We start from the raw sequence: 26,229 nt of genomic DNA on the forward strand, positions 1-26,229 counted from the left end.
ATTTTCTCCATGTTATCTTTGGAAAAAGCTTGGTAGAATAATAGAATATACAACGTTTAGGAGGACTACTATATGAATATCGTTTCCATAGATTTTGAAACCGCGAATAAATATCGCTCTAGTCCATGTGCAATCGGGATCGTTGTTTCCGATGGGAAGAAAATTATCGATGAGTTTTATAGTTTAATTAATCCATTAATGGAATTTCATTCTTACAATATTTATGTCCACGGCATAGAAGAAGTAGATGTAGTCGACGCTCCAACATTTGACGAGCTGTGGCCAGTTATTCAAAAATACGTTGAAAATGGGTTGGTTGTCGCGCACAATGCTAGCTTTGATATGAGTGTACTACGAGCAACCTTGGATCGCTATGAGCTGCCATACCCGACTATCCAATATATATGTTCTGTAGCGCTCTCTAAACAAATTTGGCCAAGGTTAGAAAACTATAAGCTCAATCACTTAGCAGACATTCATTCCATCCATTTTAACCATCACAATGCGTTAGAAGATGCGAGAGTGGTTGTCCATTTATTACATAAAGCATTAGAGGAAAAAAATATCCCTGTTATTTCAAGTCTTCTTGATATGTATAGAATTTCCTGTGGTCAAATCTATGAAAGAAGTTACGTTACACCTAAGGTGAAAACGAGGAGCCATTCTCAAAGGAGGGGGAGCATTGGCCGTTCGTAAACTTCCCTTCATACAAAGATTGTTAAATGTTTCATTACAAGTTAAAATTTTAGGACTAGTTGTCTCCCTTATTGTGTTGATTATCGTATCGCTTACGAGTGTTTTTTTCTATATGGAATCAAGAGAGGATACGGAACAAGCAGAAGAACTGGCTTTACAAACATCAAAAACCCTTTCTTATATGCCAGGTATCCAAGAAGCGTTTCTCTCTCCCGCTCCTAACAATATTAATCCATTAGTTGAGCAAATTAGGGACCAAGTGGACGCTTCTTTTATTCGAATTGTTCATAAAGATGGGACCATATATGCCAACCCTGGAGATATGGAACTCCAGGATGAGCTAGATGACTTATATAGATCTAGAGTTTTTGGGAGCTATTATGTTACGCATAGTGAGGAAGAAGAACCCAATATATTAAAAGGCATCTCTCCTATTATAATAGACTATGGTGCTTATAAACGAGTAGTTGGAACTGTCGAAGTGGCATTCAATGTTGAAACGATTCAACACAAGAGATTGTTTCAGATCTTCAGAAGATGATTATTTATTCGATAGGAGTCTTAGCGCTAGGAATTATAGGGAGCTTTTTACTAGCAAAAAGCATTAGAAAAGATACTCTTGGCCTTGAGCCACATGAGATTTCTAGTCTTTATAGAGAAAAAGAAGGGATTCTCCAGTCTGTGAAGGAAGGGATTATGGCAATAGATGCAAAACGTAAAGTAACCATGACAAACTTCTCGGCTAAATCGCTGTTAGATATTACACAGGATGTGAGTGGGAAAGAAATTTCAGAGGTTATTCATTCTCCCAAGCTGTTGGAAGTTCTCCATTCTAATAAGCCAGAAACAAATATTGAGATTCTTCACAATCAACGTACGCTTATCATAAATACACAGCCAATCTTTGAAGAGGAACAAACAGTAGGTGTTGTGGCAAGCTTCCGGGATAAGACAGATATCAAAAAAAAATGGTGGATGCTCTTTCTGAAGTGAAGCAATATTCAGAAGATCTTCGAGCACAAGCGCATGAGTTTACTAATAAGTTATACGTCATCTTGGGACTGATACAATTAGGAGTAGACGATGCTATTGCACTTATACAGGAGGAAGCTACGTTGCAAACGCAACATTCTACTTTGTTTATGAGTCAAATACAGGATGAAAAAGTGCAAGCTATTCTCTTAGGAAAACTAGCAAAAGCATCTGAAAAGAAAATAAACTTTATTATTGATCCGGAAAGTACTCTCCATTTTTTGCCAAAGCATATTGGAATTTCACCACTTATTACTATTTTAGGTAATATAATTGATAATGCATTTGATGCGGTGGCAAATAAAGAGGCTGCAACTGTTACTTTGTTCGTTACGGATGTAGGCAATGATATTATTTTTGAGATTGAAGATACCGGGAAGGGGATAGAGAAAACGATTGAATCGTCGATATTTATGAAAGCGTTCTCTTCGAAGGGGGTAAATCGTGGCTATGGATTAGCAAACGTTAAAGAGGAAATTGATGCATTAAATGGATGGTTGGAATACAGTAGCGAAGAAGAAAAAGGGACGACATTCACCATTATATTACCAAAAAAAGTTCCGATTAAGAAAGAGGAGTGAAGCGTTATGTATAACGTACTTATTGCAGAGGATGATTTTCGTGTGGCAGAAATTCATGAGCAATACTTAACTAGGTTCCCGGAACTAAGACTAATAGGAAAAGCAATGAATGCAAAAGAAGTAATGGAATACTTAGAAAGAAAACAGGTTGACTTAATTTTATTAGATGTTTATTTACCTGACTCATTGGGAACAGAACTTCTTCACCGAATAAGACAAGCCTACCCCAAAGTTAACGTTATTATGATTACTGCAGCAACAGATAAATCCTTTCTTGAAAAAGCGTTACAATATGGCGTTCAACACTACATCATAAAACCTGTAACACTTGAACAATTTTCCTCAGCAATCAAACAGTATCTAAGAAATAGGAATGTCTTGGAATCTATGAATGAAGTGGATCAAGAAACAGTTAACCATTTTTTTGGCTCGACTTCTAGCGTACCAGAAAAAACTGTTCTCCCATCAGGGATAGATAATTTAACGTTAAAAAAAGTAAATGACATATTAAGTGCGCAATCAGCTGGGATTACGTCTGAGGAAGTAGGAGAAAAAATGGGAGCATCAAGAACAACAGCCAGAAGGTATCTTGAATACTTAGTCGGAATTGGTCAAGCAGATGTGGAGCACACCTATGGAATTGTTGGTCGTCCTGAAAGAAGATACCATGCTAGATAGTTTCGTGAACAAAATGAACACAATTCATTTTATGCATATAAAAAACAATATTTTGGAAACGTTTACATTCAATTGTCTGAAAGTTAGCATAAATCTTGTAAATACATTATTTCTTCAAGGGATAGGAGAAATACAGATTAAATGAGTTCATAAGGGGTGTGTTCATGAAGAAGTTTTCCATTTTGATCTTGTTCATTGTATTAGTGCTTTCAGCATGTGGTGGAGCTAACTCAGCTTCAGGAAGTGGAGATTTTCCGAAAAAGAAAGTTGAAATTATAGCTCCTGCATCACCAGGAGGCGGCTGGGATTTAACAGCGCGTTCTGTTCAAAAGGTTTTACAAGATAAAGAGCTTGTAAGCCAAAACATTAATGTAGTAAATAAGCCAGGTGGTGGCGGAGAGGTTGGTTGGAAGTATTTGCAATCGAAAGATGCGCATTACTTAGCAGTCAATTCCAGTTTAGTGCTTACCAATAATTTGTTGGGGCAAAGTGATCTCACATATGAAGAATTTACACCACTAGCTACGTTAGCTACAGAATGGCAAGCCATTGCGGTTCCTGCTGATTCGAAGTATAAGTCTGCTTCTGAATTAATGAAGCAGATGAAAGAAGACCCAAAGTCCATCAAGATTGGGGTAGGTCCAGCATTGGGGAATGATGATCACCTTTCCTTTGTTCAAGCAGCGGATGAATATGGCGTGGATCCATCGCAAGTAGACTTCCTAGTGTATGAAGGTGGTGGTGATGTTGTGACAGCTCTCTTAGGTGGTCACGTAGATGCAGTTACAACCTCTTTGTCCGAAGTGAAAGATCAGCACGTTGCAGGCAAATTGAAAATTTTAGCAGTTTCGTCTGAAAAAAGAATTGAAGGATTAGACGATGTTCCAACATGGACAGAAGAGGGCGTAGACATGGTATTCCCTCACTGGAGAGGTATTATGGGACCACCGGATATGACGGAGGAAGAAATTGCATACTGGGATAAGAAATTAGGAGAAATGGTTAAGTCTGCGGAGTGGAAAGAAGTGTTGAAAAACAACGATTGGGAAGGGTTCTATAAAGATAGTGAAGAAACAGCTGCGTTCATGAAAGAGCAACATGAACTGTACACAAGATTAGTAAATCAATCTGGTCTCGCAGAATGATGATGGAGGGAGGAGCAATGGAAGATGAAAATATGGAAACTAGCTATGCCAACCCTGTTACTTGTTCTTGGATGCTCCTTTTTAATTGCTTCATTTCAGATAGAGAAATCTAACCTTGGGAACCCAAACGGTCCTTTATACTTCCCAATTGGGTTAAGCATTTTGTTATTACTATTTAGTTTCATGTATCTTGCACAAGAATGGAAAAAGAGAGAAGAAGATCATAAGGTAATAAGTCAATTGCTAACTGGAAGAACTCCAAAATTAATAGGCCTAACCATTCTTTTAGGAGTAGGCTACTCCCTTCTTTTTGAAAGAGTAGGGTTTCTTATTTCTACCTTTCTGTTTCTAGGAACACTTTTGTTTGTTTTAAATGGAAAGAAAAAATGGATGACAAATATTATCGTTGCGGTTTGTTTTTCTTTCTTTTCATGGTACGCATTTAGTGAACTTTTAGGGGTCAGTCTGCCATGAGAGGAGGGAATAAAGAAAAATGGATGTTAATAGTTTTATGACCGGATTAATGACCTCGTTAGAACCTATTAATATATTATGGGTTATCGTTGGGGGGTTTTTAGGAACTGTAGTAGGGATGCTTCCGGGTTTAGGTCCTGCAACAGCGGTAGCAGTATTAATCCCTGTTACGTTTGGAATGGACTCAACTAGTGCGATCATTTTAATGGCAGCTATCTATTATGGAGCAATGTACGGTGGTTCCAGAAGTTCCATCTTGTTAAATACACCAGGTGACGGATCTGCTATCGCTGCAACTTTCGATGGTTATCCAATGGCTCGTAAGGGGATGGCTGGAGAAGCAATGGCTATATCGGCAGTAGCTTCCTTTATTGGAGGAATCATTGCTGTTGTTGGTTTTATTTTTTTAGCGGAACCACTTGCTAATTTTGCTTTACAATTTGGCCCTGCAGAGTATTTTCTTCTTATGTTATTAACCTTATCGGCAATTGTATCCTTATCGATTGGTAGAATGATAAAAGGCTTTATTGCAATGTTTCTTGGGTTGCTATTAAGCACAGTAGGTATTGATACACAGACAGGTGTATATCGATTCACAATGGGGGTACCTCACTTAAGTGAGGGAATTGACTTTCTAATTGTGATTATCGGAGTTTATGCAATTGGAGAGGTTCTTTACAACTTTCTCACAATTGATGACTTGAAGAAAGAAAAGAAAAAAGTAGGGAAAATCTGGTTTAGTAAAGAGCAGTGGAAACGTTCCAAGTGGCCGATTTTTCGAAGTGGGCCACTAGGGTTTATTGTTGGTGTATTGCCAGGAGCTGGAGGTTCCATTGCATCGATGATTAGCTATACAACAGAAAAACAACTTTCCAAAAAGCCTGAGGAGTTTGGGGAAGGAGCGGTGGAGGGGTTAGCTGCACCCGAATCTGCTAATAATGCGGCTTCTGTCGGAGCAATGATTCCTTTGCTTACAATGGGAATCCCTGGGTCGGGGACTACGGCAGTTATGCTCGGTGCTCTCATTATGTTAGGGATTCGACCAGGTCCATTATTATTTGAAAATCAGCCAGAAACCGTTTGGTCTCTCATTAACAGTATGTTTATTGGAAATATTGCACTAGTGATAATAAACATTTTATTAGTTGGCTTGCTCGTAAAAATTTTAGATACACCTCCTAAAGTTTTGTATCCGTTAATCGTACTATTGGCGTTTATCGGTACTTATACGTTAAGTTACAATACTTTCGATTTTTATCTGTTGCTCGTGTTTGGTATTTTAGGCCTTCTAATGAAGGTGCTAGATTTTCCGATTGCACCACTAGTATTAGCACTTATTGTAGGAGCTGATATGGAGCAGAATTTCAGGAAGGCAGTCTTATCTTCGGATGGAAATCTAGGAATTTTCTTTTCTTCCTCCATTAGCATTGGGCTCATCATCATGACGATTCTATCGTTAACGTATCCTTTGCTAATTAAGTGGATAAAAAGTAGAAAGGAAATTAAGCGGAATCTATCATCTAAAGACGTCTCATAACGAGGAGGATTAAAATATGAAAGAAAAACAATATGATGTAATTGTGGTTGGAGCAGGGAATGCGGCTTTAACAGCTGCATTGACAGCTCGTGAAAATGGAGCGTCCGTTTTAGTATTAGAGAAAGCACCTAAGCATAAGCGGGGTGGAAATTCATATTTTACTGATGGGGCAATCCGATTTGCGTACAATGATTTAGAGGATATCCGTGCAATTATTCATGAGCTTTCTGATGATGAAGCAGCGTCGATTATTATGCCCGAATATAATCAGAACGACTATTATAATGATCTGATGAGGGTGACGGCCGAGCAAAGTGACCCTGAACTTGCTAGACATCTCGTTCAGGAGTCCTATAACACCATTGTATGGATGAGTAATGAAGGTGTTAACTTTGAATTAAATTACTCCAATCAATCTTTTGTAAAGAATGGTAAGAGACAGTTTTGGGGAGGACTCCCGGTCAGGACTGAAAGACGGGGCATTGGACTAATGGAACAATTATTTCATCGTGCTGAAGAGAGTGATATCGATATTTGGTATAGTGCCGCAGCAAAAAAAATAGGAGTAATAAATGGTGTTGTCTCATCTGTGCTAGTTGATAAAAGTGGAGACACACTCGAATTAACTACGTCATGTGTCGTTCTTGCCTGTGGCAGTTTTGAAGCTAATAAAGCTCTGCGTAAAAAACATCTCGGAGATGAGTGGGAATCAGCTATAGTGCGTGGTACAGAATATAATACAGGTGACGGAATTGAAATGGCACTTGAGGTAGGAGCCCAGCCTTATGGACAGTGGACAGGTTGTCACTCCATTGGTACGGATTCCGAAGCGCCGGTGGTAGGCGATTTCAAGAAACCAGGAGATATTTATAAAAAACATTCTTATCCGTTAAGTATCATGTTGAACAAACATGGGAAGCGTTTTGTAGATGAGGGGGCAGATTTTAGAAATTATACGTATGCCAAATACGGTCGTGAGATTTTGAAGCAGTCTGACCACATCGCCTACCAGATTTATGATTCGAAGGTCAGAAATCTTCTTCGTGAGGAATATAATAGAGAAGAGGCTACTTCCTATCAAGCCGACTCTATAGAAGCGTTGGTAGAACAACTTCCTGTTGAGAAGCAAGCTTTTTTGAAGACAATAGAAGAATACAATCAAGCTGTTCAAGAAGGAGAGTTTAATCCTACGGTAAAAGATGGAAAATCAACCAAAGGAGTTGTACCAGCTAAGACGAACTGGGCACTCCCAATAGATAAGGGGCCGTTCTATGCCTTCCCAGTTACATGTGGAATTACGTTCACGTTTGCAGGGATACATGTTAACACGGAGGGTCAAGCATTAAATAAACACAATAATCCGATTCCAGGACTATTTGCTGCTGGTGAAATGGTTGGAGGTATTTTTTACGAAAATTACCCGGGAGGATCAGGGCTCATGTCTGGTTCTGTATTTGGGAAAACAGCTGGAACATCCGCTGCAAGATATGTGCAAGAAAAACGAACATTGTCTCAAAAGTAGCTTATTGTCATGAAATGAGACCACCTTTATGGTGGTCTTTAATCTTGGCTTGAGAACAAGATTAGGGGTTAGCGTATGAATAAAAAAATGGCTTTATTTATTGTTTGCTTAGGGTTGTATGTTCTATTCTTTGTTCCGTTATTAGAGTGGGATATAAAAGTAAAGGGGCTAATTGCTTTATTGATTGTACAAATTCTATGGATTGGAAGAGTCTTTCCACTTGCGTTTAGTTCCATTCTCTTGATACTCGTACTATCATTCCATTTTTTTAGTTACGAAGAGACTTTAAGATATATTAGTTCGGATATTGTTTGGTTGTTATTTTCTACATTTATCCTTTCAAAGGCGTTTATTAAAACGGGGTTAGCCAATCGGGTCTCTTTAAAAATGCTGAGCTTTTCAAAGGGGTCTGGTAGTTTTCTATTATTACTATCTTTTTTTCTTATGTTTATTCTAGCAGTACTCATTCCTTCCAACATCGGGAAAGGAAGTCTACTTTCTTCAATACTTGATCGTGTAATAAAGAGCTTGGAAAAGATAAGTGATGTTCGTAATCTAGCAAAATCATTGTTTATAGGGGTAGCCTATTTAGCAGCTATTTCAGGAGGATTTGTAGCAACTGGAGCAAGTTCTACGATATATACGTTTGGTATTTTTCAAGATTCAACACATCATTTTTCTTTTTTAACTTGGATCATGTATTTTGCTCCCCCCATTTTACTATTTATCATACTACTATGGGTTTTGCTATTAATTCATTTTCCATATCAACATTTGGACAAAGAACTGCTAAAATCTCTAATTGATGGGAAGGTGGAAGAGCTTGGAGCGGTTAACAAGAATGAAGTTAAAATATCCTGTATCATGGCGGTTACTTTACTATTATGGATAACTCAAAACCTCCACGGATTTTCTATCCCGTTGGTAGGACTTCTAGGAGCTTCATTGACAGTTATGCCAGGTATCGGCGTATGGAACTGGGAGGAGGCAAGAAAATCGGTCGATTGGGATATGATGATATTTTTTGCATCTACTCTGATGGTTTCTGGAATGCTTATCAAAACTGATACGGTTGGGTGGGTTGCCAACTGGATTGTTCTACATAATAATTTTGCATCTCCAGTAATTATTTTAATAGTTTTAATTGTCTGCACCGCATTGTTACGAATCATTTTCGTAAATATACTAGGTTTTTTAACCATCATGTTGCCATTAGCATTAACTATAGGTGAAAATTTAATAGGAATGGAGCCGATCATTGTTGCCATGGCTGTTTTTCTTACAGGAATACCGGGTTTTTTGCTTATCACACAGTCTCCCGTACATTTAATTAGCTTTTCTTTTGGTTATTTTGATGAGAAAGATTTATTTAGAATTGGGAAATGGGCTTTATTCATTTGGCTGATTATTGTGATTCTTTCAGCGACGTTATATTGGAGATGGATTGTGTAATTAGGATGAAAACGGAATTGGAGGTTATTCTCCAATTCCTTTGTTTGTATAAAAGTGATTTATCGCATTTTTTAAATGACCATTCGCATTTGAAAGTTGCTGGTTTGCTTCTTCTAGCGTACTGTTAGTGATCTTTTTAAATATTGCTACTTTTAAGTCATAGTCACTATCCCGCAACAGGGTGCTAGCTTCTGCCTCTGAAATATCCGTTATTTCTGCTAATGTTTGCTCTGCACGTACTACTAATTTCTTATTTATAAGCTGCATATCCACCATTTGGTTTTGATAGACCTTCCCAAGTCGAATCATTGCACCAGTAGAAAGCATATTCATCACCATTTTTTGTGCCGTTCCAGCTTTTAATCGGGTGGAGCCTTTTATTACCTCAGGTCCAACGACTGCTTCAATGCCACATTCACTTAGAGCAGAAGAGCGGGTCTGATGATTACAGCTTACAGAAATAGTCCGTGCACCAATGTCATTTGCATACGATAAAGCGGTTAGAACATACGGAGTCGTACCACTTGCAGTTAACCCGATAAGTACATCATTGTTTGAAAACTGCTGATTTTTTAGTTCCTCTACAGACTTATGTTCATCATCCTCGTGCTGTTCAAGCGGTTTCCACATTGCCTCATAGCCACCTGCTATAAAACCCATCCATCTTTCTTGAGCAATAGAAAACGTTGGGCCGAGCTCAGCGGCGTCAAGAATTCCAATTCGTCCACTTGTTCCAGCTCCTACTACAAAAACTCGACCACCTTGTTTCCATTGTTCTACAATAAGATCAATTCCTGCTGCAATAGTGGAGGTAATCGATTTTAATCCGGTATAGATTGCTTTATCCTCTTCTAACATTAAAGCTACAATATCCGTGGAAGACATCTCGTCAATCGAGATGCTGTTTGGATTAACAGTTTCCGTTATACGTCTATCGCTCATGGTATCACTCCTTAAAAAAGACCTCGATCTAATCGAACCATAAATTTATACCGATCAGCACGGTATGACGACTGGACAATCTCTAATACTTTTCCATCTGATAAAAAAGATTTCCGTTTCATACAAAGAAGGGGAGAGTTAAAAGGGACCTGTAGCAATTTCCCTTCTTCTTTAGAAGCACTTGAAGCTTCTATCTCTTGTGTACCGCTTTCAATTATTAATTGTAATGCTCCTTCTACATATTGATATAAAGATTCTTGAACTATTTTTTCGGTAAGGCCGACCACTAGGTTCGCAGATAAGTATGTCTTTTCTAATGCCATCGGTTTTCCATCCGCTAACCGAATTCGTTTTATTTCGTACACAGGTGCGTGTTCCTTTAGCTGTAGTTCGGTCGCTATGTTTTGTGATGCTGGTACGATGGAAAATCCTATAATGGAACTACTAGGCGTTAAGCCTCTTGATTGCATATCCTCTGTGAAACTAGTTAAACCAGTTAGCTTCTGTTCTAGCTTTGGTTCTGTGACAAAGGTTCCTTTTCCTTTTATACGATACAGTAATCCACTATGAACTAAATTGTTAATCGCCTGTCTCACAGTCATTCTACTAATTTCGTATCTTTCTGTGAATTCTCGTTCTGACCATATGGGATCCCCAGGCTGGAGGATACCGCTTTCAATTTGATTTTTAAGCTGTTCTTCTAGTTGATAATAAATGGGGACAGGAGATTGCTTATTTATCACTGTAATCTCTCCTTCTCGGAAAGCAATTTCTGTAAAGATTTCCTATAGAATATCATTTTTTATATATAGATGTCTAGACATTAAGGAACGAGCATATAATGGAATAAGAAACTAGTAAAATAGCTTGAAATATAGGGGGGAGGAGGAGTACCGTGTAAGGGTTAACAAACTGACTTATCTGAAAAATTGGTATAGACATCTATAACATAGTTGTGCTAGAATACGGGTGAGATTGGTAAATATGTCATATGAATAGAAAGTCCTGTATTTTTGATTATTGGTGTGCCATTATTTATCCATCTTCTTTGAAATCATTATATTTTTTAGGGAGGTCTTTTAAGCATGATGAATTACTTACAAAGACTCGGTCGTTCCTTGATGCTACCAGTTGCAGTATTGCCAGCTGCTGCCATCTTGATGGGGATTGGGTATTGGATTGATCCTTCTGGTTGGGGTGCGGATAGTCCAATAGCAGCATTTTTAATTTATGCTGGAAAATCCATTATCGATAACATCCCCGTTTTATTTGCAGTCGGTGTCGCGTTAGGAATGTCAAAGGATCGGGATGGTTCTGCTGCGTTAAGTGGTCTTGTAGCTTTTCTAGTAACGACAACTCTGTTATCAACAGATACAGTAGCAATGTTACAAGGAGTTGATGTAGAAGCAGTTGATCCAGGTTTTGATAAAATTAAAAATGCATTTGTTGGTATTATTTCTGGTATTGTTGCTTCTATTAACTACAATCGCTTTAGCCATGTAAAATTACCAGATGCATTGGCATTTTTTAGTGGAAAAAGGCTAGTACCAATTATGACAGCGGTTTCTATGATTGTTGTTTCGGTTGTATTATTTTTCATATGGCCACTCGTTTTCACCGGTCTTGTATCATTCGGTAAAGCAATCAGTGATTTAGGTGCTGTTGGTGCAGGGTTATACGGTTTCTTTAACCGTTTATTAATCCCGACTGGATTACACCACGCCTTAAACTCTGTGTTTTGGTTTGATGTTGCCGGGATTAATGATATCGGGAACTTCTGGTCTGGTGAAGGTGAAAAAGGAGTTACAGGTATGTACCAAGCTGGTTTCTTCCCAGTTATGATGTTTGGGCTTCCAGCTGCATGTTTAGCGATGTATCACACAGCGAAAACGAAAAAGAAAAAACAAGTTGCTTCTTTGATGCTAGCAGCAGGTTTTGCCGCATTCTTCACTGGGGTTACAGAACCAATTGAATTCGCATTTATGTTTGTCGCTCCAGCACTTTACGTTGTACACGCTGCGTTGACTGGTTTATCCTTATTCATCGCTGCATCATTCAATTGGACAGCAGGTTTTGGTTTCAGTGCAGGATTTGTAGACTTTTTCTTAAGTTCAAGACTACCTTTAGCCAATCATCCGCTCATGTTAATCGTTCAAGGATTAGTGTTTGCAGTTATCTATTACTTCGTCTTCCGTTTCTTAATTACGAAATTTAACATTAAGACTCCGGGTCGTGAAGATGATGATGCAGATGAAGTAGTAGCGGGTGAAAGTAATGACGATGACAAGTTTGCGGTAATGGCCGCTAAGATCTATGAAGGACTAGGTGGAGACGCAAACGTTGTGTCTGTTGATAATTGTGTCACTCGTTTACGTTTAGAAGTAAAAGATATGGATGCAGTCGATCAACAAAAAATTAAGGCAACTGGTGTTCCTGGTATTAATGTTGTTAGTGAACACAACATCCAAGTTATTGTTGGAACGAATGTACAATTCGTTGCAGATGAAATGCACAAATTACGCGGTAAGTAATAAGCATTTTAGAAATTACGATAAAAAGAAGTTCCTTAGTTAACTCTAATTAAGGAACTTCTCTTTTGTTACATAAAATATAGAAAAGCCGAGGTGATCATGGTGAAACGAATTTTAAACTGTGTAGCATCTGATTTTGCACGAGCAAGTGGAAACGAATTGTTACAAGCTATCCAAGCAAGTGAGGGTAGAACAGTCGTGTCTGAAATTGTTTGTACAGCATCACCGTTGTATCCTGAAGTATCCAATCCAGAAATGGCTGCCGCTTTCGGGGCGGATTTGATTCTCTTGAACGTGTTTGATGTGTTTCAACCGGAAGTAGCGGGAGTAGATTCGGAAGGGAACCAAGTGGTAGAACATGTAAAACAATTAACCGGTCGTCCAGTAGGAATAAATTTAGAACCTGTAGATATGGAAGCAGAAGCTGCGGAAGAGCTTCTTACCCTTTCGAAAGGCCGTTTAGCGACATCCGATTCTCTTCAGAAAGTGAAAGAACTCGGTTTAGACTTTATTTGTTTAACAGGTAATCCGAAAACTGGTGTAAGTAATTCACAAATCTTAAAGGCAATTAAGAACGCAAGAGAAATTCTTGGAGATAGCGTGTTTATCATTGCCGGAAAAATGCACGGTGCTGGTGTGAAGGGAGAAGCTGGTAGTGAGATTATTAATGAGGAAACAATCCAATCGTTTATTGGAGCCGGTGCTGATGTTATATTAATTCCTTCTCCTGGAACCGTTCCAGGTATAACAGTGGATCAAGCGCAAAAATGGGTGACCATGATACATCAACAGGAAGCACTCGCAATGCTTACGATTGGCACTAGCCAAGAAGGTGCAGATAGTCAAACGATAAAACAGCTTGCGCTTCAAAATAAGATGGTTGGAGCAGATTTGCACCATATAGGAGACGCAGGTTACTTTGGAATTGCTATTCCGGAGAATATTATGGATTACTCGATTGCAATTCGTGGAAAAAGACATACGTATATTCGAATGGCAGCGTCCATTAACCGATAAACATAGAAAGCATGGATTGTAATGATCCATGCTTTCTATGTTTAGATGACCTTTTTGCCAATCCAGTGCGCAGAAAGAACGACCGGAATAATTAAAAAGGAAAATGGGATACAGAGCCATATGGTATGCCAAGTGATATATCCATACTTAAGTAGGGAAAAAAGAACGAGACTGCTATATGGTAATACTAAAAAAATAGACGTGACGACTCCCGGTGTCATAACTCGTAAGTAAATCGCTTGAAAGAGATGCGTAAATATGTGGACAAAGAATACAATCATCATGACTACAAAGAAGTGGATATTTCCTAAGGGGGAATGAGAGATGTATTGACTTGCTGTGTAGGTGGAGCTAGAAACAAAAACAAAAATGACTAATACAGCAACGGAAAATTGAGCAGTAGACATGGAGAATTGTTCTAATACTCTTCGTGCTACTTTTGGTGGTAAATTATCACGGATTCTAGCACTGTGCTTTTTCATAAAGCCTTCAACCATAATGATTTCTTCAAAGTCATGGAAAATAAACACAATAGGAAAAAGCCAAATCAAATTCTGAATTGAAAAATACTGTTCCATGTTCGTACCTCTATCCTTTTTGAAGTTATTTTATCATAAAGATAGAGCAATGTTTTATTCATCTTCAAAGTCAACTATAAATGCTTCTGGAATATACAAGGCCTCATAGGATGATAATTCATTTTCTTCAATAAAATCAAGCATTTCTTCTTTTGAGTGAAACCATTCATAATTACTGGCATTGTAGGTCAACAAGTATTCGGGTTCCTCCATTCGGTTAAGCCTCCATTTTATCTATTTTTAATATTCTATTAAGGTATGGGTATTGATAGAACATAACTTATAAAAGCTAAAAAAAATTTGTAAACCCTCAATATGAAATAATGAAAAATTAAGCAAACGTTTGTTCTTATTTTGTGGTATAGTAAAAGAAAACAGAAAGAAGGGAAACCAAGAATGAAGCGATGCTGGGATGTAAAAGAACCTCTCTATCAAACGTATCATGATGAGGAGTGGGGCGTACCGGTTTATGAGGATCAGCTTCTTTTTGAAATGCTCATTTTAGAAGGAGCGCAAGCAGGTTTAAACTGGTTTACAATATTGCAAAAACGTGAAAATTATAGAAAAGCATTTGACCAATTCGATGCTGTGAAAGTTGCTAATTATGAGGAAGAGAAGATAGAAGCGTTATTAGCAAATCCAGGAATAATCCGAAATAAACTGAAGGTCCGTTCCACCGTTACGAATGCTCGTCTTTTCTTAGATATACAGAAAGAATATGGTAGCTTTAGTTCTTATATTTGGCAGTTTGTAGGTGGAAAACCAATAATAAATCATTGGCAAGACTTATCAGAGGTACCAGTAACTACAGACGAAAGTGATGCCATGAGTAAATCGTTAAAAAAACGTGGGTTTAAATTCGTCGGCTCTACGATCTGTTATTCCTATATGCAAGCAGTAGGAATGGTAAATGATCATCTAGTGGATTGTGATATTCGGAAAAAGAGATTGTCAGAAGGCTCTGGATAGGCTACCATATGGTAGGAGGATATGATTTTTAGCAGGATATTCCATTTTTGAGTGGAATCTTTCATTAGAAAGTAGGTGGCAGGATGGATTATGTAATCGACTCGATGAGTCTACCCTTAGACAACTTGTTAGGTATGCTATTATATGCCGTTCTATGTATGGGTGTAATGGGATTCGTAACTTGGATCACGTTGAGGTTCATTCCCTATCCGATACCCCTTCATCTAAAAAACAGCTTTGTAGGCCTTTCAGTATATATTGGACTTATTGTTTGGTGGTTCGCATTTATTTCATAAATAATCAATATCCGTCCACATACATAGATGGCATCGGCTTACGTCGATGCCATTTTTCTCTTTTAATTTACAAAATATAGGCCATATATCATAGTGTTAGGCAATAAGAACGAATTAACGAAAATAAAGCGAACATTTGTTCTATTTTTGGAAATCATGTGGTAGAATGGTTGATAGATAATGTTCTTTTAGGGAAGGGTCGGCTAACCCCACTGTAGAAAGGGGGTGAGGCCTCTGAGTACGTATCAGACGTTTATGGTGCTGTTTAGCTCCGGTACATTCTTGATCGCAATGCTCGCGTTGATTGTGAACATGATCAACAAAAAATAGACCCCCCTATTAGCCCGCAAAGTTATAGGTGAGGTCTATTCCGAATTAGGATAGCCGATCCCTGGGGGAACCGCTTATCTAGAAGACCACAGTGACCGCTGTGGTCTTTTTTCCTGTCAAATTGTACTCTTATACATATTACAACATATAAGTCAGATATGCAAAGCCCAATTATTTGGACTTCGAGATATAAAGTTATCGACAAATTCGTGTAATATTTTGGTATATTCTGTAATTTTTATTTTATAAATGAAATACAATGAACCAAGCATATGGTAAATTAGATATATAACCCGACTTTTGGACTAAAAGAAAAGAATACAGATTCGATATGAGTGAAAGCCACTTTATAAGGATATTAACCTTTTCCCAAATTCATGCTTCATTTTATAAAAAATAATAAATGTAATATTTGCTGGGGATTTGGAGAGAGTCGTAATGCTGTCATTACGGCTTTTTTATTTGGCATTCAGACGTGACATAACCTATTACAATGAGAATTGCGTGTCAAAATGGGTTTGACAATATTAAAAATATACCTTTATAGGTCTTCTATTTGTAAAGTTTTTAAAAATATTGTTTTAACAGGATGGGTTACTTGTATTAAAATAAAGAGATGGAATGCAAAGGGGATTTTGGATATGGGAACCACGTTAATATTAGCAGAGAAACCATCCGTAGCAAAAAACATTGCGGATGCTTTACATATAAAGGGAAAACAAGACGGATTTATGGAAGGGAATGGGTATGTCATTACTTGGGCGTTTGGCCATTTGCTAGAGCTTTATGATGCCAAGGATTATGATGCAAAAATGGCGCGCTGGAGGTTGGAAAACTTTCCATTTATTCCTTCCAAGTTCGAATATAAGGTGAAGCGGAACCCGAGAAACAGAAGTAAGGCGGATGCGGGGGCGTACAAGCAGTTCCGAACGATTAAAACATTAATAAATCGCTCGGATGTTGATCGAATCATTTCCGCATGTGATTATGATAGAGAAGGTCAGTTGATTGCAGACAGCATTTTGGAAAACATTGGAACAACGAAACGTGTATATCGCCTACTGATTAATGAATGGACAGAACAAGAGGTACAGGAAGGGTTAAAAAACCTAAAACCAAACGAACAATTAAAACCATTAAGAGATGCTGGTGTTACGAGACAGTGGGCTGATTGGGTAATCGGAATAAACTTAACATCTGTAGCTACGTTGAAGTACCAGGTTGGTCGTGGTAAAGCATTAAATATTGGAAGGGTTTTACTGCCAACCTTGAAAATCATTTATGACCGAGATAAAGAGATAAAGGAATTTGTTGCTAAAGACTATTTTAAATTGCAAGCGAGCTTTCAAACGAAACAACAGGAAGACTATCAAGCGATTTATACAGTAGGAAAAAAGGACAAGTTTGAAGATAAGTCTTACTTGGAGGAGCTATTGAAAAGTCTGTCTAACCAAACAGGAAAAATTCTAAATAAACAAGTTGAGCGAAAGAAAGAGTATTCACCTTTTCTATTTAATTTATCAAACTTGCAAGGTTATATGACAAACAAATATAAAGGTTGGACTTCAGATAAAGTATTAAAAGTCGCTCAAACCTTGTATGAGAAAAAATTTATCACCTATCCGAGAACAGCTAGTACTGCATTAGATGAAAGTTTAATTGGAAAAACTAGACGTGTCTTGGATGTGTTATCGGTAGATTTACCTTATAAAAATGAGTTGAAATTTACGAGCTCTAAACGAATTTTTAATAATCAAAAGGTAGAAAGCCATAGTGCAATTATCCCAACTTACGTTATACCCAAACGCTTAACTCCTGATCAACAGCTTGTTTATGATGCCATAAAGAATCGATTTCTAGCTCAGTTTATGCCGGTAGCGGAATATGAAGAAACGATTTTAACGACAAGTATAGCCGAAGAAGCTTTAGCAGGTGTTTTTATTTCTAAAGGAAGGGTTCAAATAGTGGAAGGGTGGAAGAAGGTAGAACAAATTCAATCCCAACAGGTTAATTTGCCTTACGTAACGATTGGAGAGTCCGTCCAAGTTCAACAGGTAGAAGTCACGAAACATACTACGAAACCTCCAAAACAACATACGGAAAAGACACTGCTTAAGGTTATGGAAACGTGTGGAAAGCAATATAAAAATGAGGATCTAGAAGAGGCATTAGCTGTACTGAAAGGGTTCAGTATAGGAACACCAGCAACAAGAGCGGAAACCATTAAAAAGTTAAAGGATGTTGGCTACATTACAACTAGCCACAAGTTCCTGCAATGTACGGATAAAGGAAGAAAACTTGTAGAATCATTTCCAGTTAACGAATTATTTGATTTGGAATATACAGGACGCTTAGAGAAAGCCCTTTCTGACATTGAAGAAGGAAAAGGGACGAAGGATGAGCTCTTACACATAATCTTTTCCTTTACAAGAGAAGCAGTTGGAAAGATAAAAGAGGATCAAACGGTTACCATTAGCGAGGTTAAATCCTCATCCGTAAGCAAAGAAATACTTGGGAAGTGTCCAGCTTGTGGAGGTTCGATCATAGAAGGACAGAAGGGCTATGGTTGTAGTAACTGGAAAAAGGGTTGCACTTTTGTCATTTGGAAAAACGATAAATTTTTAGCCGCGTTAAAAAAGCGTCCAACGAAAACGATGGTTCAAGCTTTATTAAACAATAGAGTTGCTTATGTAAAAGGATTGACAAGTAAAAAGGGCACTAAATTTAATGCCTATCTCCGTTATGAGAAAAACCCGGATAACTCCTATTATAGTTGGAGTATGGAGTTTAACAGGAGGTTGTGAAGGAATGCACTTAATATAAAGGGAGTTACGTACTACTACCTTGCTACTGATATAATAAATCCAATTAAAAAGGTCTACCAGAACATTTTTAGAATTCTGGCTAACCTATATACGAAAGAGACACGGATAGTGGAAGAGTGATATGTTTGTTCTAAGTAGAATTATATAGCAGGTAGGTAAAAGATAAATTAAATATAAAATCTATGAATAAATCTTTAGAGGAGCAATAGACTAGATGCTTCTCTTTTTTTATTATTTCTCTCAAATAAAAGCTGTAATCAACGGTGATAAAATCCCTGATAACGACGGTTTCAAATTCCCCAATAATAACAGATAATCATTTCTATACTAGATAAAGATTTGGAGTGTAGAGATGATGATCAAGATTGGGGAGTTTTTTATGATTAGAGAATTACATCAAAAAGGATGGTCAATTACTGCTATCTCTGAAGAAACCGGCTTTGATCCAAAAACTATTCGAAAGTACATAAATTCTGACGAATTACCAAAGCAGAAAAAGAGTTATAAGAAAGGCAGTAAATTGGATCCATTCAAAGATTATTTGAAGAAACGTATTAAAGAAGGAACTACGAATTGCACGGTACTTTTAGAAGAGATCGAGGCTATGGGCTATGAAGGGAAAATGACAATCCTTCGGGATTTTGTACGCCCTTATCGTTCTCGCCCTAAAAAGCAAGCGACCATAAGATATGAGACCACTCCTGGGAAACAAGCTCAAATGGACTGGGGACATGTAGGAAAGTTTGAAGTTGATCAAGAGTTGAAAGAAATTTATGCTTTCACGATGGTATTAAGTTACTCGAGGATGAAGTACGTAGAGTTCACGGATAGCATGGACCTAGAAACTTTGATGAAGTGTCACATGAATGCATTTGCCTATTTTAACGGTGTGCCTGAGCAAATTCTCTACGACAATATGAAAACAGCCGTCGTTAAACATAGTCCAGTTGAAATACGGTTTAACCGGAAGTTTGAAGAGTTTTTAGCTTATTATGGAATAGCACCAAAAGCATGTAAACCTTATCGTCCACAAACGAAAGGCAAGGTGGAAAATGTAGTTGGGTACGTGAAGAAGAACTTCCTGCAGCGTAAGCATAAACGAACATTAAGGGCATTAAATGAAGGTATGAGAGAATGGCTGGATCAGATAGCGAACCGAAAGATTCATCAAACAACCATGGAATCTCCTATCACCCGTTTCCAACATGAACAAAAATACCTGAATGCTTCTAACAGTAAACCACTTTTTCCTATTAACCATTGGGAAATTCGAACAGTTAGTAAGGATTGTTTTATCTCTTATCAAGGAAAACGTTATTCCGTACCCTTTCGGTACGTTGGTCAAGAGTTAAAGATTAAAGAAACCCTGGATCACCACTTGGAAGTCTATGACTCCTATGAATGTATCGCCAAACATCCGTTAATGACGGGGAAAGCTCGAGACCATATAAATCTTGAACATTATAAAGGACTGCAAACGACTACTGTTGGTTTGCCGACCCACAGCCATTTACAGTCCCCTGATATTGAAGTGGAGCAACGTCCCCTTCAAATTTATGAGCAACTAGAAGGAGGTGATCAATAATGAACACAGACCTTTTAGTTGAACATTTACAACAAATCGGCTGGCATTATACCGCCGACCAAATTGATGGTCTACTAGAAGACGCATCTAAAAATAATGTACCATATTCGGACTTCTTAATCACGGTTTTGTCCCAAGAAATTGAACAAAAAGAGAAACTGGCGTTAGAGAAACGTATCAAGAAAGCGAAGCTACCATACATCAAAAGTATTCATGATTTTGATTTTAGCTTTCAACCAAGTATAGATGAGCGTAGAGTCAAAGAGGTTTTATCAGGAAGATACATTCATAATGGGGAGAATATACTTCTTTTAGGTCCACCAGGCGTGGGGAAAACTCACCTAGCCATTTCCATGGCCTTTGAGGCTTTAACTCAAGGACACCAAGCATTATTCATTACTGCGAATGACTTTATCGCTGAATGTCAGAAAGCAGAAAAACAGGGTTTAATCCAACGGATTATTAAACGATATAGTCGTCCTGAATTATTCATTATGGATGAAATCGGGTACTTCGCCTTTGATGAACTGAGTGCCCATACCCTTTTTCAAATCATATCAAGAAGATACGAGTATGGAGCAATGATCATCACATCGAACAAATCCTACGTAGAATGGGGGAAAATATTTGGTGATGAGATATTAGCTACAGCTATACTGGATCGACTGATCCATCATTCCACCACTTTCAATATTAAAGGTGAATCCTATCGTTTAAAAGAAAAGAAAAAAGCTGGCATTCAGCCAGCTAGTATTCGGGGAAACTAGGGAATTTGTTTCCGTTGAAATCAGGGAATTTTAAACCGTTGTTGACAAAAGCAGTCAAAACTACAAATTTTTTCAAAATATCAGGTATTTGTTGATATTAAAGTGAAAAAAATAAAAGAAATTTAAATCCTTTTTTAATTCATTCCTCTTACTAGGTTGAGGTGGTAAAAATACCTGATGATCAAGAACTGATTGAAGAAGTAGCAGAGTTAGTAGGAATGACTGGAAGAGAAAATGGACGGATTAGTGGATTTTCAAAGGGAATGTTGTACAGGGTTCTTGGCAAGTGACTGAAGCAAAAGTTGAAGTTGTAATAGATAAGCATATAGGAGTGTCGTTTCCTTCGTTTGTCACACATTATCAAATAGTAAAAGAGGAAAAAGCACGTACGAGGTGGGTGATCCAGCTTCAGCATGAATTCGATATTCCTAGATTTATTCATTTCTTTTCTTCAAACCAGATTGCAATCTACGAAGTTAAACCGATCACACCTCATTTAGAGGATGTTTTTTTGCATTGGGTGAACCAGAAAAAGGAGAACACTTATGTGGACAATCAGTAAATTAACCTTTAGGGAAATGATATCGAAACGGATATTTTTCATTACGATTATGATGACGGTCTTTTTTCTGGCGATTTATGGAACGGCGATTTATTCGCTGGAAAGTAAACTCCAGAAGTTGGAAATAGTGCCATTTTTTGAGGGGGCACTATTAGATGCGTTGCCGATAACCATTGTAGCGTAGGAGAGAACAAATTTTAGGTTTTACTTTTGGTTGGTCAGATTTTTCTTCTTTTCATGTAAAAACATAGAGATTGTAAATTAAAAGTTTAAGACGCATTCTCTTACGTGACTTGGCACTGCGACCCAAAACACTAAGAAAATCTTAAGAATTTCATTCATTGTTTATTAAGATTTAATTGATACCATTTCCTTATAGCAATACTAAAGGAGTGAGAGAATTGATTGACACTATATGTAGGAGTGAACTGTTTGAATATTTTAGTTTGTGATGATGACAAAGACATAGTAGATGCGATAGGGATTTATTTAGAGAATGAAGGCTATACAGTATTCAAAACTTTCAATGGCCTAGAAGCGATTGAGGTAATCAAAGATCATGATATCCATCTTATTATCATGGACATTATGATGCCGAAGATGGATGGGATAAGAGCGACCATGGAAATTAGGAAAGAAAATAATATTCCTTTAATCATGCTTTCTGCCAAATCGGAGGATCATGACAAAGTATTAGGCCTAAACATAGGCGCAGATGACTATGTTATCAAGCCTTTTAACCCGTTGGAGTTAATCGCGAGGGTTAAATCCCAGCTGAGAAGATATACAACATTAGGAAGCCTTGAAACGAGGAGCAATGTTTATCAGACTGGGGGACTGATAATCGATGATGAAAGTAGAACGGTCACCGTCGATGGCGAGGAGGTCCATCTTACACCGGTTCAATATAAGATAGTAAGGCTTCTGACTGCAAACGCCGGAAAAGTATTCACAATCGAGGAGATTTATGAAAAGGTATGGAACGAACCATCCTTTAACCCGGAAAATACCGTTACCGTTCATATTAGAAAAATTAGGGAGAAAATCGAAATAAATCCGAAAGAACCAAAATATTTGAAGGTGGTGTGGGGAGTTGGATATAAAGTGGAAAAACTATAGCCATTCCATCATAACGAAAACCGTTGTTTTTATAATTGCAATCTTGTGTTTTACGGGAATGGTTCGAGCATTTGTTGAGGTAGAGATTGTAAATGATGGAGAGTTTAGTAGCGTAACCAAAGATCATTACTTAGAGAGCAGGGCCTATGTACATGAATTTGAGAATCTGATTAGTGACCTCACAAGACTATTAGGGGAGTATAAAAGTGAGGAATATATTTTAAGTGGCAAAACTATTCGTCAGGATGAATGGAAAAGGGTAGAAGAAGAAGTTTATTACTCAGAATATCAAAATTCCAGAAGTTATAATCCTGAGTTGAGTGAAGAAAAGAACTTCGAAAATTTTAAAGAAGAATATGCAGACGAACTCACTCAAGCTAAGGAACAGATGATCAACGATGATTTAAAAGAGTTTCATCTGCTCGAGCAAAATCTTGAAGAATATGAGCCATTGTTTTATGCCAGTGATGGTACCAATGTTTTTACAAACAGTTCAAAGACCAAAAAAGAACAGTTTGAAACCTACCCTGCTTATATGATATTTGAGGAATACAAACGAGAGCTGTATCCAGAAGAAACGGAAGAAAATAAATATTTATATAGGATAACAGAACAATTAGATGGACTAGACCTCGAAAACACCGTTGTTTTTGTAGCGTTTACAGAACAACTTTTAACTCAAAAAACGGAAGAGTGGCAAGAAGGAAAAGCGATTGCTACAACAAACTTATATAAATTATTAGGATATTTGGCAGGATTTATTCTTTCTTTTATTTATCTCGTGCTCGTATCAGGTAGAAAGTCATTTAACGACCAAGAGTTACACTTCCGTCCGGTAGAAAAACTATATAATGACATCAATATCTTAATCAATATTTTTCTGTTTTCGCTTTGGGCTGTTTTTGTGGATGATGTGTTTGAAAATATGGTTAACATGTTCATAATCACTACGATACCTATTTCTTCTTTGGGATTACTACTGATTATGTTACTCGTGAAGCATGTGAAAAATAGGACACTTATCAAGCATGCATTGATTTATACATTGATTTCCAAATTAGTGAAATTCACTGGAGATGTATATAAAAGTGGGAGCGTTGGCGTAAAGACCGTATTAATTGTAATTGGCTACCCAATCTTGGTTGCTCTAACGTTTTTCATGTTCCCGATTACAATTGGTGTAGCAGCGTGGTTTGCCTATAAAAAGGTGAAGAGTTTTCAGACCATTCAGAAAGGTATCGAGATTATTAAGAGTGGAAATCTTCATCATCGCATTGAAGTCGAAGGAAAGGGAGATTTTGCAAGACTTTCTTCTAATGTTAACAGCATTACCGATGGGTTGAAAAAAGCAGTGGATAGTGAATTAAAGAGTGAGCGGTTAAAAACAGAGCTTATTACGAATGTCTCACATGATATTCGGAATCCTTTAACTTCCATTATCAATTATGTAGATCTACTGAAAAATGAAAAGGACCAAACGAAAGCAGGCGAATATATCGAAGTACTTGATCAGAAAGCACAAAGACTCAAACTGTTAACAGATGATTTATTTGAAGCATCAAAGGCATCAAGCGGAAATATTCCAGTTGATTTAAAGAAAATTGATATCGTGTCTTTAATTACCCAGGGGCTTGGAGAAGTGAATGACAAAATTGAAGCAATGGGTTTAGATATGAAGCTGAGTCATCCACATGATAAGGTGTATGTTACAGCCGATGGGAAATTATTGTGGAGATCCATAGAGAATGTATTATCGAATATCTTTAAATATGCTCTCGAAGGGTCTAGAGTTTATATAGATATTGAAGATTTAAATAACGAATTACGACTCAGCTTTAAAAACATCTCGGCCTATGAGTTAAAATATCTCTGCAGACGAATTAATGGAGCGCTTTAAAAGAGGTGATGAATCCAGAACCAGTCAAGGCAGTGGGTTAGGCCTTTCGATTGCGAAAAACCTAATTGAAATTCAAAAAGGCAAATTTAATATCCACATTGACGGAGATTTATTTAAGGCCATAATCTACCTACCTAAACATAAATCTAAAAATGACTGATTGGTACGTTTGTAAAAACAAAAGAATAGGACATAAAGGGATGTCCTATTCTTTTTTGCTTGGCAGCTCATCGAACTAACGGAATTCGTTTTCAACAACCATGTATCAATTTGATGACTTGTCATTTCACCTGAAATTGCACTAACACTAGACAATATCACAAACAAATTATCTATCAAAAGTCAGACAAAGTCTGGTCATTTAATTTTTAACATTATGTGACACAAGAAGATGATTGGACGATGTTTTCTGTCATCCAACATCCTCTGGATGTTCGATCATAAACATAACCAGATAAGGAACTAGTTTGAACGAGGAATTTTGCAACTTGGTCTTTAATTTCCCAGGAAGTTTAAAAATATAAAACTAAAGTGAGGTGCTTTTCATTGAAAAAAATTTTGTTTTTTCCTTTATTAGATAGTTTGCCATCAGGACACCATCAAGTAGCAAATGCAGTTACAGAATATATGAATAAAAGATCGGATGTAATTGTATGTAAGAAGATAGATGTGATGAGTAGCTGGAATTCAGTCATTGAGTCTCTAGTTACGAAAACCTATTTAGGTTGGATCCAGAAAAATCCGAAGTCATATGCTTGGGTGTATAGAAAGCTTGCTTATAAATCGAAGGCGGAGCGTTCTTATAAGCATTATGAGCTTTTATTTCTTAAAGAGATGGAAAAGATTATCGCTGAAGAAAAGCCTGATTTAATTATATGTACTCATGCTTTCCCATCCTATTTAGTAAGTAAATTGAAAAAGTCCGGTGCTTGTTCCATTCCATTGGTGAATGTGTACACTGACTTTTTCATTAATGATGTTTGGGGGAGAGAGTGTGTGGACTATCATTTTGTACCTGACATCAGTTTGAAGTTTCATTTAATTAAAAAATATGGTATCGGAGGCAAAAACATTCTTGTTACAGGTATTCCTATTGACGAAAGTTTCTACAGTACATCCCTCATGAAAAAAGCTGACAGAGAGTTAACTATTTTACTTTCTGGTGGAAGCGCAGGTCTTGGCAAAATTAGAGAGATTATCGATAATTTTAACAGAGTAAAGGGCGTGCAGCTATATGTATTATGTGGAAATAACAAACAGCTTTACAAGGAGATTTTTCGTCGAAATGAAGGTAACATCCATCCTCTTCCATATATAAATTCCCGAAGAAAAATGAATGAATTGTATGATGTAGCAGACGCAATAATCACAAAGCCCGGTGGTGTCACAATCAGTGAGGCAATCAAAAAGAAAGTCCCAATCTTTGTCCATTCCGCACTCCCTGGGCAGGAGATAATTAATTTAAAGCAACTAAAAGAACAGGGGCTAGTGTTCACGATAGAAGAGGGATTGGATGTAGCCAAACAGATTAAGAATGTACTAAGAAATGAGGCTAAGATGGAGGAAAACCAACAGTCGTTAGAGCGTTTTTCCAATGCGCAAGACTTTAGAGAACCAGAGGAAATCTTTCATTTCATCAATTCTGTATTAGATCCTAGTTACGTAAAAGTACAACAAACCATGTAATAGATAAA

At 37.4% G+C, this 26,229-nt stretch carries 27 protein-coding genes; 23 read left to right on the plus strand and 4 right to left on the minus strand.

Annotation, left to right across the window (positions count from 1 at the left end; translation table 11 throughout):
- The first annotated feature begins 72 nt into the window (after positions 1 to 72).
- From FN924_RS07060 to FN924_RS07095, 10 genes are all read left to right on the plus strand, one after another.
- Complete coding sequence (locus FN924_RS07060) at positions 73 to 696, plus strand: 3'-5' exonuclease (protein WP_143893039.1); 624 nt, start codon at positions 73 to 75, stop codon at positions 694 to 696.
- Positions 683 to 1,237 carry a hypothetical protein gene (locus FN924_RS19310; protein WP_228409611.1) on the plus strand — a complete coding sequence of 185 codons (555 nt, stop codon included), beginning with the start codon at positions 683 to 685 and terminating at the stop codon, positions 1,235 to 1,237. The genes FN924_RS07060 and FN924_RS19310 overlap by 14 nt, the downstream gene beginning before the upstream one ends.
- A complete protein-coding gene (locus tag FN924_RS19315; RefSeq protein ID WP_228409612.1) occupies positions 1,234 to 1,689 on the plus strand; it encodes a PAS domain-containing protein in 456 nt (151 codons plus the stop codon). Before FN924_RS19310 ends, FN924_RS19315 begins: the two co-directional genes overlap by 4 nt.
- Positions 1,686 to 2,309, plus strand: a complete 624-nt coding sequence (locus FN924_RS19320) for a sensor histidine kinase (protein WP_228409613.1) — start codon at positions 1,686 to 1,688, stop codon at positions 2,307 to 2,309. The genes FN924_RS19315 and FN924_RS19320 overlap by 4 nt, the downstream gene beginning before the upstream one ends.
- A gap of 6 nt (positions 2,310 to 2,315) precedes the next feature.
- A complete protein-coding gene (locus FN924_RS07070; protein ID WP_143893041.1) occupies positions 2,316 to 2,987 on the plus strand; it encodes a response regulator in 672 nt (223 codons plus the stop codon).
- Positions 2,988 to 3,151: 164 nt separating this feature from the next.
- Positions 3,152 to 4,132, plus strand: a complete 981-nt coding sequence (locus FN924_RS07075) for a tripartite tricarboxylate transporter substrate binding protein (protein ID WP_143893043.1) — start codon at positions 3,152 to 3,154, stop codon at positions 4,130 to 4,132.
- Positions 4,133 to 4,156: 24 nt separating this feature from the next.
- Positions 4,157 to 4,606, plus strand: a complete 450-nt coding sequence (locus FN924_RS07080; RefSeq protein WP_143893045.1) for a tripartite tricarboxylate transporter TctB family protein — start codon at positions 4,157 to 4,159, stop codon at positions 4,604 to 4,606.
- Positions 4,607 to 4,625: 19 nt separating this feature from the next.
- Positions 4,626 to 6,143, plus strand: a complete 1,518-nt coding sequence (locus tag FN924_RS07085; protein WP_143893046.1) for a tripartite tricarboxylate transporter permease — start codon at positions 4,626 to 4,628, stop codon at positions 6,141 to 6,143.
- A 16-nt stretch (positions 6,144 to 6,159) separates the two neighbouring features.
- The gene (gene tcuA / locus FN924_RS07090; protein ID WP_143893048.1) at positions 6,160 to 7,665 is read left to right on the plus strand and encodes an FAD-dependent tricarballylate dehydrogenase TcuA; all 1,506 of its coding nucleotides are present in this window, start codon (positions 6,160 to 6,162) and stop codon (positions 7,663 to 7,665) included.
- Between the two features lie 75 nt (positions 7,666 to 7,740).
- Positions 7,741 to 9,117: an SLC13 family permease gene (locus FN924_RS07095; RefSeq protein ID WP_143893050.1), complete on the plus strand. Its 1,377-nt coding sequence runs from the start codon at positions 7,741 to 7,743 to the stop codon at positions 9,115 to 9,117.
- A gap of 24 nt (positions 9,118 to 9,141) precedes the next feature.
- Here the strand turns inward: FN924_RS07095 and murQ are convergent, their stop codons facing one another.
- Both murQ and FN924_RS07105 read right to left on the minus strand, forming a co-directional pair.
- On the minus strand, positions 9,142 to 10,059 hold the full coding sequence (gene murQ, locus FN924_RS07100) for an N-acetylmuramic acid 6-phosphate etherase (RefSeq protein WP_143893052.1): 918 nt from the start codon (positions 10,057 to 10,059) through the stop codon (positions 9,142 to 9,144).
- 11 nt (positions 10,060 to 10,070) lie between these two features.
- Complete coding sequence (locus FN924_RS07105) at positions 10,071 to 10,802, minus strand: GntR family transcriptional regulator (protein ID WP_143893054.1); 732 nt, start codon at positions 10,800 to 10,802, stop codon at positions 10,071 to 10,073.
- A gap of 342 nt (positions 10,803 to 11,144) precedes the next feature.
- Here FN924_RS07105 and nagE point away from each other — a divergent pair, with 342 nt between their 5' ends.
- Together nagE and FN924_RS07115 are read left to right on the plus strand one after the other, a co-directional pair.
- A complete protein-coding gene (gene nagE, locus FN924_RS07110; RefSeq protein WP_143893056.1) occupies positions 11,145 to 12,590 on the plus strand; it encodes an N-acetylglucosamine-specific PTS transporter subunit IIBC in 1,446 nt (481 codons plus the stop codon).
- A gap of 102 nt (positions 12,591 to 12,692) precedes the next feature.
- On the plus strand, positions 12,693 to 13,607 hold the full coding sequence (locus FN924_RS07115; protein ID WP_143893059.1) for a DUF7916 family protein: 915 nt from the start codon (positions 12,693 to 12,695) through the stop codon (positions 13,605 to 13,607).
- A gap of 41 nt (positions 13,608 to 13,648) precedes the next feature.
- On the opposite strand, the gene FN924_RS07120 is transcribed toward FN924_RS07115, so the two are convergent.
- Positions 13,649 to 14,185, minus strand: coding sequence for an HXXEE domain-containing protein (locus FN924_RS07120; protein WP_143893061.1), 537 nt, complete (start codon positions 14,183 to 14,185; stop codon positions 13,649 to 13,651).
- 54 nt (positions 14,186 to 14,239) lie between these two features.
- The gene (locus FN924_RS18835; protein ID WP_158633962.1) at positions 14,240 to 14,398 is read right to left on the minus strand and encodes a hypothetical protein; all 159 of its coding nucleotides are present in this window, start codon (positions 14,396 to 14,398) and stop codon (positions 14,240 to 14,242) included.
- A gap of 183 nt (positions 14,399 to 14,581) precedes the next feature.
- Between FN924_RS18835 and FN924_RS07125 the strand changes: the two genes are divergently transcribed.
- The 11 genes from FN924_RS07125 (at position 14,582) to FN924_RS07170 (ending at position 26,221) form a co-directional block, all read left to right on the plus strand.
- Positions 14,582 to 15,154, plus strand: a complete 573-nt coding sequence (locus FN924_RS07125; RefSeq protein ID WP_143893063.1) for a DNA-3-methyladenine glycosylase I — start codon at positions 14,582 to 14,584, stop codon at positions 15,152 to 15,154.
- A 521-nt stretch (positions 15,155 to 15,675) separates the two neighbouring features.
- Positions 15,676 to 15,780 (plus strand): putative holin-like toxin, encoded by a 105-nt coding sequence (locus FN924_RS19325; RefSeq protein WP_228409614.1) that lies wholly within the window; start codon positions 15,676 to 15,678, stop codon positions 15,778 to 15,780.
- Positions 15,781 to 16,421: 641 nt separating this feature from the next.
- The gene (locus FN924_RS07135) at positions 16,422 to 18,584 is read left to right on the plus strand and encodes a type IA DNA topoisomerase (protein WP_143893065.1); all 2,163 of its coding nucleotides are present in this window, start codon (positions 16,422 to 16,424) and stop codon (positions 18,582 to 18,584) included.
- 376 nt (positions 18,585 to 18,960) lie between these two features.
- Positions 18,961 to 20,190 carry an IS21 family transposase gene (gene istA, locus FN924_RS07140; protein ID WP_143897161.1) on the plus strand — a complete coding sequence of 410 codons (1,230 nt, stop codon included), beginning with the start codon at positions 18,961 to 18,963 and terminating at the stop codon, positions 20,188 to 20,190.
- Positions 20,190 to 20,957: an IS21-like element helper ATPase IstB gene (gene istB / locus FN924_RS07145; protein ID WP_143893067.1), complete on the plus strand. Its 768-nt coding sequence runs from the start codon at positions 20,190 to 20,192 to the stop codon at positions 20,955 to 20,957. Before istA ends, istB begins: the two co-directional genes overlap by 1 nt.
- Positions 20,958 to 21,118: 161 nt before the next feature.
- Positions 21,119 to 21,247 (plus strand): hypothetical protein, encoded by a 129-nt coding sequence (locus FN924_RS19530; protein WP_267129012.1) that lies wholly within the window; start codon positions 21,119 to 21,121, stop codon positions 21,245 to 21,247.
- On the plus strand, positions 21,244 to 21,519 hold the full coding sequence (locus FN924_RS07150; protein WP_143893069.1) for a hypothetical protein: 276 nt from the start codon (positions 21,244 to 21,246) through the stop codon (positions 21,517 to 21,519). The genes FN924_RS19530 and FN924_RS07150 overlap by 4 nt, the downstream gene beginning before the upstream one ends.
- Entirely contained in the window at positions 21,503 to 21,703 is a 201-nt protein-coding gene (locus tag FN924_RS07155) for a hypothetical protein (RefSeq protein ID WP_143893071.1), read from the plus strand. The genes FN924_RS07150 and FN924_RS07155 overlap by 17 nt, the downstream gene beginning before the upstream one ends.
- Positions 21,704 to 21,942: 239 nt before the next feature.
- Entirely contained in the window at positions 21,943 to 22,638 is a 696-nt protein-coding gene (locus FN924_RS07160) for a response regulator transcription factor (RefSeq protein WP_456095388.1), read from the plus strand.
- Entirely contained in the window at positions 22,613 to 24,535 is a 1,923-nt protein-coding gene (locus tag FN924_RS07165; RefSeq protein ID WP_228409615.1) for a HAMP domain-containing sensor histidine kinase, read from the plus strand. Before FN924_RS07160 ends, FN924_RS07165 begins: the two co-directional genes overlap by 26 nt.
- A gap of 546 nt (positions 24,536 to 25,081) precedes the next feature.
- Positions 25,082 to 26,221, plus strand: a complete 1,140-nt coding sequence (locus FN924_RS07170; RefSeq protein WP_143893074.1) for an MGDG synthase family glycosyltransferase — start codon at positions 25,082 to 25,084, stop codon at positions 26,219 to 26,221.
- Positions 26,222 to 26,229 lie beyond the last annotated feature (8 nt).

The sequence above is a fragment of the Radiobacillus deserti genome (assembly GCF_007301515.1).
GTDB lineage: Bacteria > Bacillota > Bacilli > Bacillales > Amphibacillaceae > Radiobacillus > Radiobacillus deserti.

Excerpts from the sequence above, each read along its gene's own strand:
- murQ (WP_143893052.1), bottom strand. The coding sequence starts at position 10,059 with ATGAGCGATAGACGTATAACGGAAACTGTTAATCCAAACAGCATCTCG.
- tcuA (WP_143893048.1), top strand. The coding sequence starts at position 6,160 with ATGAAAGAAAAACAATATGATGTAATTGTGGTTGGAGCAGGGAATGCG.
- FN924_RS07095 (WP_143893050.1), top strand. The coding sequence starts at position 7,741 with ATGAATAAAAAAATGGCTTTATTTATTGTTTGCTTAGGGTTGTATGTT.
- istB (WP_143893067.1), top strand. The coding sequence starts at position 20,190 with ATGAACACAGACCTTTTAGTTGAACATTTACAACAAATCGGCTGGCAT.
- FN924_RS07070 (WP_143893041.1), top strand. The coding sequence starts at position 2,316 with ATGTATAACGTACTTATTGCAGAGGATGATTTTCGTGTGGCAGAAATT.
- nagE (WP_143893056.1), top strand. The coding sequence starts at position 11,145 with ATGATGAATTACTTACAAAGACTCGGTCGTTCCTTGATGCTACCAGTT.
- FN924_RS07125 (WP_143893063.1), top strand. The coding sequence starts at position 14,582 with ATGAAGCGATGCTGGGATGTAAAAGAACCTCTCTATCAAACGTATCAT.
- FN924_RS07085 (WP_143893046.1), top strand. The coding sequence starts at position 4,626 with ATGGATGTTAATAGTTTTATGACCGGATTAATGACCTCGTTAGAACCT.
- FN924_RS07155 (WP_143893071.1), top strand. The coding sequence starts at position 21,503 with ATGTGGACAATCAGTAAATTAACCTTTAGGGAAATGATATCGAAACGG.
- istA (WP_143897161.1), top strand. The coding sequence starts at position 18,961 with ATGATCAAGATTGGGGAGTTTTTTATGATTAGAGAATTACATCAAAAA.
- FN924_RS07060 (WP_143893039.1), top strand. The coding sequence starts at position 73 with ATGAATATCGTTTCCATAGATTTTGAAACCGCGAATAAATATCGCTCT.
- FN924_RS07120 (WP_143893061.1), bottom strand. The coding sequence starts at position 14,185 with ATGGAACAGTATTTTTCAATTCAGAATTTGATTTGGCTTTTTCCTATT.
- FN924_RS07135 (WP_143893065.1), top strand. The coding sequence starts at position 16,422 with ATGGGAACCACGTTAATATTAGCAGAGAAACCATCCGTAGCAAAAAAC.
- FN924_RS07075 (WP_143893043.1), top strand. The coding sequence starts at position 3,152 with ATGAAGAAGTTTTCCATTTTGATCTTGTTCATTGTATTAGTGCTTTCA.
- FN924_RS19315 (WP_228409612.1), top strand. The coding sequence starts at position 1,234 with ATGATTATTTATTCGATAGGAGTCTTAGCGCTAGGAATTATAGGGAGC.
- FN924_RS07080 (WP_143893045.1), top strand. The coding sequence starts at position 4,157 with ATGAAAATATGGAAACTAGCTATGCCAACCCTGTTACTTGTTCTTGGA.
- FN924_RS18835 (WP_158633962.1), bottom strand. The coding sequence starts at position 14,398 with ATGGAGGAACCCGAATACTTGTTGACCTACAATGCCAGTAATTATGAA.